Raw genomic sequence first — 9,161 nt, 5'->3', positions numbered from 1 at the left:
GCGAAAGACCCTGATTCACTGGTGCGGTCGAGAAGACTCGAACTTCCACGGGTTGCCCCACAGCGACCTCAACGCTGCGCGTCTACCAATTCCGCCACGACCGCTCGTGGTGAGGCGCGGCAGGTAGCAAACCCCCGAGCGTTTGTGAAGCGTTGTGGCTAGCCGCCGGCCATATAGTCGTAAACATCGGCCGCGCGGGTGACTGCGATGGAGATGCGATCCTCGTTGATCTGGATCTCTCCACGGGCCACGGGGTGGTTATTGGCCAGGATCCACACCTCTTCGTTGACACTGGCGTCCAGCGGGATCACCGCACCCCGGCCCATCCGCAGCAGTTGCTGCATGGGCAGGGTGGAGCGACCCAGCACCACCGAAATCTCGACATTGACGGCGTTAACCTGACCCAAAACCCCACCCATCAAAAAACTCTAAGAAATCAAAGGGGGCTTTGCGCCCCTCGATCCTTGGGCCCACATTGGCGCTGACATGCTTGACCGGTCGTTAAATGCACAAGCCGCGCCCCCTTATTTCGCAAGGGCCGACGGCGCGCCGACCGGCTGGGCGGTGTCGCCCGGCTATGTGGGATACGAGGCCGCCGTGGCCGCCATGGAGGCCCGCGCGGCGGCCATCGCCGACGGCTCGGCCGGGGAGCTGGTGTGGCTGCTGGAGCACCCGCCCCTCTATACGGCCGGAGTTTCGGCCAAATCGGCCGACCTGCTGGAGCCGGACCGATTCCCGGTCTTCCCCTCGGCCCGCGGCGGGCAGTTCACCTATCACGGCCCGGGCCAGCGAGTGGCCTATGTGATGCTGGACCTCACCGCCCGGCGCCGCGACGTGCGCGCTTTCGTCGCTGGCCTGGAGGCCTGGATCATCGGGGCGCTCGCCCGGTTCAACGTGACCGGAGAGATTCGCGAGGGTCGGGTCGGCGTCTGGGTGGAACGCAAGGTCTCCGGCGCCCCGATTCGAGAGGACAAGATCGCCGCCATCGGGGTGAAGCTGCGCCGCTGGGTGTCCTTCCACGGCGTTTCGCTGAACGTGGAGCCCGACCTCTCGCACTTCTCCGGCATCGTCCCCTGCGGCCAGACCGAGCACGGGGTGACCAGCCTGGTGGACCTGGGTCGGCCCGTGACCCTGGACGAGGCCGACGCGGCGCTGATGGAGGCCTTCACGGAGGTGTTCGGGCCGGTGAAGCGGGTCGAGGCGCCGATCTGACACTTCCCTTTCCTCCCACATTCATCGGGGAGGGGGACCGCGCGAAGCGTGGTGGAGGGGGCGAGACCGGGCGTGGTGGATAGGGCCGCCCCCTCCACCATCCTTCGGATGGTCCCCCTCCCCCGTTCGCTTCGCGACAGGGGAGGAAAAGGGCGCCCTACGCCACCGCGGCCGTCCTCAGCGGATTGGCGCCGTAGCGGTTGGTCCCCTGCTCGCCGGGCATGACCCCCAGCTCCACGGCCGCCCAGAGCAGCAGGACGGTGAGCAGGACGTCGGCGGGGTTCAGGGGGGGCTGCCAGACCGCCACCAGGGCGAACAGGATCACCGCCGCCCACCAGCCGGACTTGCCGCGGTCGTGCAGGCGCTTGGAGAGCACGCAGGCCCCGCCATAGATCAGGGCCGGATAGACGAACCACCCCGTCAGCCAGTGCAGGGTGACGCCGGCCACGGCCTCATAGATGGCCGCCAGCGCGATCAGCACCGCCGCCCCGATCAGGAAGGGCGTGCGCGCCAGCCGGCCGTCGGCGGTAAAGAACAGCGCGCCCCAGTCGGCGTTCATGCCCGGCGTCCCCGTGAATCGAGGCCGCCACTATAGGACGGCGCGGCGATCACGCGAACTCCACCAGCACCTCGTCGGCGGCGACCGAATCACCGGCCTTGGCGCCGACGGTCTTCACGGTGCCGTCCCGCTCGGCGCGGATGATGTTCTGCATCTTCATGGCCTCCACCACGCAGACCGCCTCCCCGGCCCGGACCAGCTGGCCCGGGATGACGTCCAGGGTGACCACCAGGCCCGGCATGGGCGAGAGGATCATCTTGGAGGTGTCGGCGGCCTTCTTGGCCGGCAGCTTCTCGTGCAGTTCGGCCGAGCGCGGGGTCAGGACCAGGACGTTGAGGGTGGTGGCCCGGTGGCGGACCACGAAGCCCTCGGCGGCGGGCTTGACCGCCACGGTGAAGGCCTTGCCATCCAGCACGCCGCGGAAGACGCGCTTGCCCGGCCGCCAGTCGACGTCGGTGAGGGTCAGCGCCCGGTTCTCGTTCACGTACTCCACCTGATAGGCCGCCCCGCCGTTGGAGAGGCGCACCAGGCGCTTGTCGAGGCCGGCGATGACGATCCACTCGTCGCGCAGCAACTGGGGCGCGGAGCGGGCGGTGACGATGCGGTGCATGGCGCAGGCCACGGCCGAGACCAGGTCCCGCTGCCAGTCGGTGGGCGGGGTCCCGATGAAGCCCTCGGGGAACTCGTCCTTGATGTAGTTGGTCGACAGTTGCCCGCTTCGGAACCGCTCCTGGTCCATCACCGCGGCCAGGAAGGGGATGTTCTGCCCAAGGCCCTCGATGTGGAAGTCCTCCAGGGCCCGGCCCATGGCGTCGATGGCCGCCAGCCGCTCCGGCGCCCAGGTGGACAGCTTGGAGATCATGGGATCGTAGAACATCGAGATCTCGTCGCCCTCGCGGACGCCGGCGTCGTTGCGCACGATGATGTCGCCCATCGCGCCCTCTTCCGGCGGGTAGTAGCGCACCAGGCGGCCGATGGAGGGCAGGAAGCCGCGATAGGGGTCCTCGGCGTAGATGCGGCTCTCGATGGCCCAGCCCTTGATGGCCAGGTCCTTCTGCGCGAAGGCCAGCTTCTCGCCATAGGCCGAGCGGATCATCTGCTCCACCAGGTCCACCCCGGTGATCAGCTCGGTGACCGGGTGCTCCACCTGCAGGCGGGTGTTCATCTCCAGGAAGAAGAAGCTCTTGTCCTGGCCGGCGACGAACTCGACGGTGCCGGCCGAGTCGTAGTTGACGGCCTTGGCGAGCGCCACGGCCTGGGCGCCCATGGCCGCGCGGGTCGCCTCGTCGAGCAGGGGCGAAGGCGCCTCCTCGATGACCTTCTGGTTGCGGCGCTGGATGGAGCACTCGCGCTCGAACAGGTGGACGACATTGCCGTGCTTGTCGCCCATCACCTGGATCTCGATGTGGCGCGGGCTCTCGATGAACTTCTCGATGAAGATGCGGTCGTCGCCGAAGCTGGACTTGGCCTCGGCCTTCACCGCCGGGAAGCCCTCCTCGACGTCCTTGCGGTTCCAGGCGACCCGGATCCCCTTGCCGCCCCCGCCGGCCGAGGCCTTGATCATCACCGGATAGCCGATGTCCTCGCTGATCTTGATGGCGTGGGCGGTGTCGTCGATCTCGCCGACGTGGCCGGGGACCACGGAGATCTTGGCCTTGGTGGCGAATTTCTTGCTCTCGATCTTGTCGCCCATGGCCTCGATGGCGTGGGGGTTGGGACCGATGAAGACGATGCCCTCCTTCTCCAGCCGACGGGCGAAGGACGCGTTCTCCGACAGGAAGCCGAAGCCGGGATGGATGGCCTCCGCGCCCGTCTCGCGGGCCGCGGCGACGATCTTGTCGGCGACGAGATAGCTTTCGGAGGCCGGCGCGGCCCCGATGAACACCGTCTCGTCGGCCATCTCGACGGCCATGGAATCGGCGTCGGCCTCGGAATAGACGACCACCGTGGCGATACCCATCCGACGGCAGGTCTTGATGATGCGGACCGCGATCTCGCCGCGGTTGGCGATCAGAATCTTTGAGAACATGGGAGCCGTCTTAGCGCAGTTTTCGGGCTGCGGGGCCAATGGCGGAATTTCTGTGGCCGATCATGAACGTAACCTCCCCTGGGGTGCTTCCGTACTGTGGGGAGAGACCATAGATTGGACCCCATGAGCACGCCAGAAGCCACCCTCTCCCCGTCCGGTTTCGACCTGACACCTCCCGACGCAGCGGAACGCAAGCGCCTTGAGGCCGACCTCACCCGCGAGGAGGCCGATGTCCTGCTGCACCACGGCACCGAGGCCCCGTTCTGCGGCGGCCTGCTGGATAACAAGGAGGACGGCGCCTATTGCTGCCGGCTCTGCGGCCTGCCCCTGTTCCAGGCCAAGACCAAGTTCGAGAGCGGCACCGGCTGGCCGAGCTTTTTCGCCCCCCTCGACGAGGCCCACGTGGTGGCGGTGAAGGACGTCAGCTACGGGATGATCCGCATCGAGACCCGCTGCGCCCGCTGCGACAGCCACCAGGGTCACGTCTTCCCCGACGGCCCGCCGCCGACCCGGCTGCGCTACTGCATCAACTCGATCTCCCTGGAGTTCGTCCAGAACGACCACCCCTTGCGCGATCCGCTGCGGCGGGGCGACAACCAGCATCTGGCGACGGCCGCGAGCTGACGCGGCTAGGCCATTGATTTCATGGCGGATGGGGAAGCTCCGCTGTAGGATGACCTCTCGGACGCCCGGCGTCCCAGCCCTGGCAGGTCCCCATGCCTCTCCGCGTCCTCATCCTGATCGGCATCCTGTCCCTGGCCAGCCCCGCAGCCGCGGGTGACGCCAAGTGCATCTGGGATCACCTGCCGGGGACGGCGCGCGACGACTATCTCCTCGCCGGGCTGAAGGACCGACGGCCCGATATGATGGATCATTTCACAGACGCGCAGTTCGGCGTCGCCCTGACCGCCTGCAGGGTCAGCGACGCGGCCATGGCCCACGCCGGGTCCGCCTTCTCCGGCTACACCGGCCAGCTCATCGCCGAGCGGCGCCTGGAGATCCTGACCAACATCTACCCCAAGCAGCTGGACTCGGCCTGGGCCACGATCGACCCCGGCCTGATCGAGGCCCTGGCCCAGGATGTCGCCAAGGGCGCGGACAGGGGGGCGGGCCTGAAGGTGTGGAACGCGCTGATCGCGAAGCTGGCCCCCGCCGCCAGCGACCTCGCCGCCCTCAAGTTGGAACTGGTCAGCTATATGAGCAGCCGCGCGACCCGTCAGGTCAACGAACGGCTCTACTGAGCCTACAGCCCCAGCTCCGCCGCCGCGATCTCGGCAATCCGCAGGGCGCCGGCCGGGTCGTTCCCGTCCGACAGGGTCCAGGCGGCCGACAGGCCGGCATAGGCCAGCAGCCACTGCATCGTCCGCAGCGGGTCGAGGTCGGCGGCCTCGGCGACCACCGTCGCCTGGCGCGTGATCCGCCCCTGCGCCACCGCCGTCGCCAGGTCCGGGTTGCACAGGACATTGGCGTAGTCGAAGCCCCGATCGCCGATCAGGCCCTTGGGGTCTATGGCCAGCCAGCCGAGGTCCCCGAAATCCAGGAAATTGCCGTGGTGGGCGTCGCCGTGCAGGACGCAGACCTCCCGTGGATCGGCGAGGAGAGCCTTCGACATGGCCAAGGACTTGGACAGAATGCCGCCGTGCTGGTTTGCAGTGGGCTCCAATTGGCGGAACCAGTCAGGTAGAGGCCTGAGGCTAGCGGGCAGCCGTCCGGCGCGCGGCGCGTGAAGGCCGTCCAGGGCCGCACAGATGATGCGGGTGGCCTCGTCATCACGGCCATTCCGAGCCATGTCCGCCAGCGACCCCGTCCCGGTGGCGCGAACCATCAGCAGGGCCTCGCCCTCGTGAGCCAGGACCGGGGCCGCGCCCTGGCCGTCCCACCAGGCCATCAGGACGCCGCCAGCGATCTCCTCGGGCGCGTGGCTGACCTTGAGCATGGCGGCCACGCCATCCTGGCGGACAGGCAGGAGCCGTCCCCCAATGCTGGTGAACGGCTCCCCGTCCGGGGTCAGCCGCCAGCGGTCGATCCAAGCCTGGAAGACATCCCCGGCCACCTCGGCGGCCCTAGACCCTGACCGTTTCAGATGGACTCATCTGAAACGGCAAGAAGGGTCTAGATTCAAAGTACTGGAGCACGTCGGGCGGCCGAACCGGTATCCACTTCCGCCTGACATGCTCTAGGCCTGATCGCCCGAGGACGGGCGGCTTGCTCCGGGCGTCTTGGCCCTGTGGGCGATGGCGCCCCTGGGCAGGGGATGGTCGTCGCCGTCGTTCCACATCAGGTGGTGCAGGATCTGGAACAGGAAGGCCGTGGACCAGCCGATCAGCAACATGCCGTTGATGGCCTCCAGCACGCCCACGATGCGCCAGCGCTCGGGCAGGATCGCGCCGGTCTCGCCGACCGTGGAGTAGGAACTGGTGGAAAAGTAGAGCGCCTTCTCAAGGGTCTCGAGCATGCCCATCTTCCAGTAGACCAGGGCGTAGAGCCAGATCTCCAGCCCGTGCACCACGAAGAGCCCCAGGACGATGCCCAGGGGGATGATCATGCGGTCCAGGTGAATCCAGCGGGTGAACCGCTCCAGGTGCAGGCGCAGAAGCATCTGCAGGGCGTCCAGGCCCAGCAGGTGGATCACCACCGTCGCCGAGACGATGAGCGTCGAGATGAGAAGCTGCTGGGCCAGGACGTTCATGCGACTTCCACCCCTCCAGGAGTCGGTCGCGCCGCGCCTTGTCCTGGATCAAGGCGCGGCGCCAGCGGCGTAGCGCCCTAAAGCGGGATGTTGTCGTGCTTCTTCCAGGGGTTGGTGAGCACCTTGCCCCGCAGGTTCTTCAGCGAGCGGGCGATGCGCTTGCGGGTGTTGTGGGGCTTGATGACGTCGTCGATATAGCCGCGGCTGGCGGCGATGAAGGGGTTGGCGAAGCGGGTCTTGTACTCGGCCTCGCGGGCGGCGATGGCGTCGGGGTCGCCGATCTCGGCGCGGAAGATGATCTCCACGGCGCCCTTGGATCCCATGACCGCGATCTCGGCGGTGGGCCAGGCGTAGTTCACGTCGCCGCGGATGTGCTTGGAGCTCATCACGTCATAGGCGCCGCCATAGGCCTTGCGGGTGATCAGGGTCACCTTGGGAACCGTGGCCTCGGCATAGGCGAACAGCAGCTTGGCGCCATGACGGATCAGGCCGCCCTGCTCCTGCTTGGTGCCGGGCATGAAGCCCGGCACGTCGACGAAGGTCACCAGCGGGATCTCGAAGGCGTCGCAGAAGCGCACGAAGCGGGCGGCCTTGCGGCTGGAATCGATGTCGAGAACCCCGGCCAGCACCTGGGGCTGGTTGGCGACGACGCCGATGGTCTGGCCGTCCATGCGGGCGAAGCCGCAGATGATGTTCTTGGCGAAGTCCGGGGCGATCTCGAAGAAATCGGCCTCGTCGACGACCTTCAGGATCAGCTCCTTCATGTCGTAGGGCTTGTTGGGGTTGGCCGGGACCAGGGTGTCGAGGCTCGGCTCGTCGCGATCGACGCTGTCGAAGCTCTCGCGGACCGGCGGCTTCTCGCGGTTGGACAGCGGCAGGAAGTCCACCAGCCGCCGAACTTGGGTCAGGGCTTCCAGGTCGTTCTCGAAGGCGCCGTCGGCGACCCCGGACTTCATGGCGTGGACCCGGTAGCCCCCCAGTTCCTCGTGGGTCACTTCCTCGTGGGTCACCGTGCGGACCACGTCGGGGCCGGTGACGTACATGTAGCTGGTGTCCTTCACCATGAAGATGAAGTCGGTGATGGCCGGCGAATAGACGTCGCCGCCGGCGCAGGGGCCCATGATCACGCTGATCTGCGGGATGACGCCGCTGGCGAGCGTGTTCTGCAGGAAGATGTCGGCATATCCGGCCAGGCCGTCGACGCCCTCCTGGATGCGCGCGCCGCCGGCGTCGAACAGGCCGATGATCGGGGCGCCGACCTTCAGGGCCTGCTGCTGCACCTTGACGATCTTCTGGGCGTGGGCGTTGGAAAGAGACCCGCCGAAGACCGTGAAATCCTTGGAGAAGACGAAGACCAGGCGGCCGTTGATATTGCCCCAGCCGGTGACCACCCCGTCACCGGGGACGCGGTTGTCGGCCATGCCGAAGTCGGTGGCGCGGTGTTCGACGAACATGTCGAATTCTTCGAAGGAGCCCTCGTCCAGCAGCAGGTCCAGGCGCTCGCGGGCGGTGAGCTTGCCCTTGGCGTGCTGGCTCTCGATGCGCCGTTCGCCCCCGCCCAGGCGGGCTTCGCTGCGACGCTTCTCAAGCTCCTCGATGATATGCTTCAAGGCCGGCCCCTCTTAACGCTCTGTGCTGGGAGCAAGCCCTAGTCGCGCCCGAGGGGTCGCGCAAGTTCACGGAGGGTCACCCCAGGGCCTTGAACCAACGCTCCAGCATCTGGGCCTCGACCATGTGGCGGGCGGTGCGTTCGGCGGCCTCGTCGTCGATCCCCCACTTCTCCTCCTGGAAGATCTCGTCCAGGCGCGACAGTTCCAGGGCCTGGATCCCGGTCATCCAGCCCCGCGACAGGCCAAAGGCCAGGACCGCCGAGCCGAACAGGGCCGTGCCGAAGGCGACGCCCGCCAGGCCGAAGTCATCGAGGGTGAGCGCCATGGCCTTGACCTTGGCCAGGGTCTGCTCCGGCTGGGACTGGTGGACGATGCCGGCGGCGCGGACGAAGGCGACGTCGAATTCGTGCTCGGCGCGCTCCAGCACCGGCTCCCAGTGGCGCACCTGGCGCTCCAGCAGCACCGCGGGGTCCTGGGCGTAGTAGCAGAGCAGGTCGGAGCCCGCGTACTGGGCGATCTGATCGGCCGTGCCCTCGCGGGCGGCGGGAATGGCGTCCAGCGCGGTGTTGGCCAGGCGGGTGGCGTGCATCACCGCCAGCTCGATATGGTCGCCCTGGGCCGCCCATTCCACCGCCACCAGATCGGCCAGGGCCCGGGTCGGCAGGACCATCAGGGCGGCCTTGGGGGTACGCAGGTTGCGGTTGTCCAGCATGACCGCGAAACCGCCGTCGTCGGGCGCCACGGCGACCTGCTTGTAGAAGCGCCGCGGCTTCTCGCCGGCCTCCTTGAATCCCTTCGCCACATGGTCCTCCAGATCGCGGCGACGAAAACGCCTCGCCAGCCCGCGTGCAAATGAGCGTTGGATGGGAAATGCGCAAGGAGGCTTGCTTGGCCACCTCGCCAGGACCGAGGAGTCGACGACGGAGCCTGCCGTGGTCTTCGCCTAGGTGTTGGCGGCCTTGGCGAAATAGATCTCGGCCGGGCCGGGGAAGTTCCGCTGGCGCACGTCGTCCGCATAGCCGGCGATGGCCTTGGAGATCTCGCCGCGCAGGTCGGCGTAGC

General features: G+C 67.6%; 10 protein-coding genes and 1 tRNA gene. 3 read left to right on the top strand and 8 right to left on the bottom strand.

The features are described 5' to 3' along the window. Window positions 1–19 precede the first annotated feature (19 nt). Window positions 20–104: transfer RNA gene (locus tag Q7T09_RS00245), tRNA-Leu, on the bottom strand. Between the two features lie 54 nt (window positions 105–158). Further along, on the bottom strand, window positions 159–419 hold the full coding sequence (locus tag Q7T09_RS00240; RefSeq protein WP_370689177.1) for a FliM/FliN family flagellar motor switch protein: 261 nt from the start codon (window positions 417–419) through the stop codon (window positions 159–161). A 67-nt stretch (window positions 420–486) separates the two neighbouring features. On the opposite strand from Q7T09_RS00240, the gene lipB reads away from it, so the two are divergent. Further along, window positions 487–1,212, top strand: coding sequence for a lipoyl(octanoyl) transferase LipB (lipB, locus tag Q7T09_RS00235; protein WP_304696943.1), 726 nt, complete (start codon window positions 487–489; stop codon window positions 1,210–1,212). A gap of 157 nt (window positions 1,213–1,369) precedes the next feature. Here the strand turns inward: lipB and Q7T09_RS00230 are convergent, their stop codons facing one another. Together Q7T09_RS00230 and Q7T09_RS00225 are read right to left on the bottom strand one after the other, a co-directional pair. After that, window positions 1,370–1,771 carry a DUF805 domain-containing protein gene (locus Q7T09_RS00230; protein WP_304696942.1) on the bottom strand — a complete coding sequence of 134 codons (402 nt, stop codon included), beginning with the start codon at window positions 1,769–1,771 and terminating at the stop codon, window positions 1,370–1,372. A gap of 49 nt (window positions 1,772–1,820) precedes the next feature. Next, window positions 1,821–3,800 carry an acetyl/propionyl/methylcrotonyl-CoA carboxylase subunit alpha gene (locus tag Q7T09_RS00225; RefSeq protein WP_304696941.1) on the bottom strand — a complete coding sequence of 660 codons (1,980 nt, stop codon included), beginning with the start codon at window positions 3,798–3,800 and terminating at the stop codon, window positions 1,821–1,823. A gap of 123 nt (window positions 3,801–3,923) precedes the next feature. On the opposite strand from Q7T09_RS00225, the gene msrB reads away from it, so the two are divergent. Both msrB and Q7T09_RS00215 read left to right on the top strand, forming a co-directional pair. Beyond that, entirely contained in the window at window positions 3,924–4,424 is a 501-nt protein-coding gene (msrB, locus tag Q7T09_RS00220) for a peptide-methionine (R)-S-oxide reductase MsrB (RefSeq protein ID WP_304696940.1), read from the top strand. A gap of 92 nt (window positions 4,425–4,516) precedes the next feature. After that, window positions 4,517–5,041: a hypothetical protein gene (locus Q7T09_RS00215; protein ID WP_304696939.1), complete on the top strand. Its 525-nt coding sequence runs from the start codon at window positions 4,517–4,519 to the stop codon at window positions 5,039–5,041. A gap of 2 nt (window positions 5,042–5,043) precedes the next feature. Here the strand turns inward: Q7T09_RS00215 and Q7T09_RS00210 are convergent, their stop codons facing one another. The 4 genes from Q7T09_RS00210 to Q7T09_RS00195 all read right to left on the bottom strand — a co-directional run bounded on the left by Q7T09_RS00210 (window position 5,044) and on the right by Q7T09_RS00195 (window position 8,901). Next, the gene (locus Q7T09_RS00210) at window positions 5,044–5,853 is read right to left on the bottom strand and encodes an aminoglycoside phosphotransferase family protein (RefSeq protein WP_304696938.1); all 810 of its coding nucleotides are present in this window, start codon (window positions 5,851–5,853) and stop codon (window positions 5,044–5,046) included. 123 nt (window positions 5,854–5,976) lie between these two features. Continuing rightward, window positions 5,977–6,489 (bottom strand): ion channel, encoded by a 513-nt coding sequence (locus Q7T09_RS00205; RefSeq protein WP_304696937.1) that lies wholly within the window; start codon window positions 6,487–6,489, stop codon window positions 5,977–5,979. A gap of 77 nt (window positions 6,490–6,566) precedes the next feature. Continuing rightward, complete coding sequence (locus tag Q7T09_RS00200) at window positions 6,567–8,099, bottom strand: acyl-CoA carboxylase subunit beta (RefSeq protein WP_304696936.1); 1,533 nt, start codon at window positions 8,097–8,099, stop codon at window positions 6,567–6,569. Window positions 8,100–8,175: 76 nt separating this feature from the next. After that, window positions 8,176–8,901, bottom strand: coding sequence for an ATP12 family chaperone protein (locus tag Q7T09_RS00195; protein ID WP_304696935.1), 726 nt, complete (start codon window positions 8,899–8,901; stop codon window positions 8,176–8,178). Window positions 8,902–9,161: the final 260 nt, after the last annotated feature.

The organism is Phenylobacterium sp. (assembly GCF_030645195.1).
Taxonomy (GTDB): domain Bacteria; phylum Pseudomonadota; class Alphaproteobacteria; order Caulobacterales; family Caulobacteraceae; genus Phenylobacterium.
Note: the sequence above shows the minus strand (reverse complement) of the source record. Positions and strands in the feature narration are given on the sequence as shown.

Coding starts and splice junctions, on each gene's coding strand:
- Q7T09_RS00240 (WP_370689177.1), bottom strand. CDS start 419: ATGGGTGGGGTTTTGGGTCAGGTTAACGCCGTCAATGTCGAGATTTCG.
- lipB (WP_304696943.1), top strand. CDS start 487: ATGCTTGACCGGTCGTTAAATGCACAAGCCGCGCCCCCTTATTTCGCA.
- Q7T09_RS00230 (WP_304696942.1), bottom strand. CDS start 1,771: ATGAACGCCGACTGGGGCGCGCTGTTCTTTACCGCCGACGGCCGGCTG.
- Q7T09_RS00225 (WP_304696941.1), bottom strand. CDS start 3,800: ATGTTCTCAAAGATTCTGATCGCCAACCGCGGCGAGATCGCGGTCCGC.
- msrB (WP_304696940.1), top strand. CDS start 3,924: ATGAGCACGCCAGAAGCCACCCTCTCCCCGTCCGGTTTCGACCTGACA.
- Q7T09_RS00215 (WP_304696939.1), top strand. CDS start 4,517: ATGCCTCTCCGCGTCCTCATCCTGATCGGCATCCTGTCCCTGGCCAGC.
- Q7T09_RS00205 (WP_304696937.1), bottom strand. CDS start 6,489: ATGAACGTCCTGGCCCAGCAGCTTCTCATCTCGACGCTCATCGTCTCG.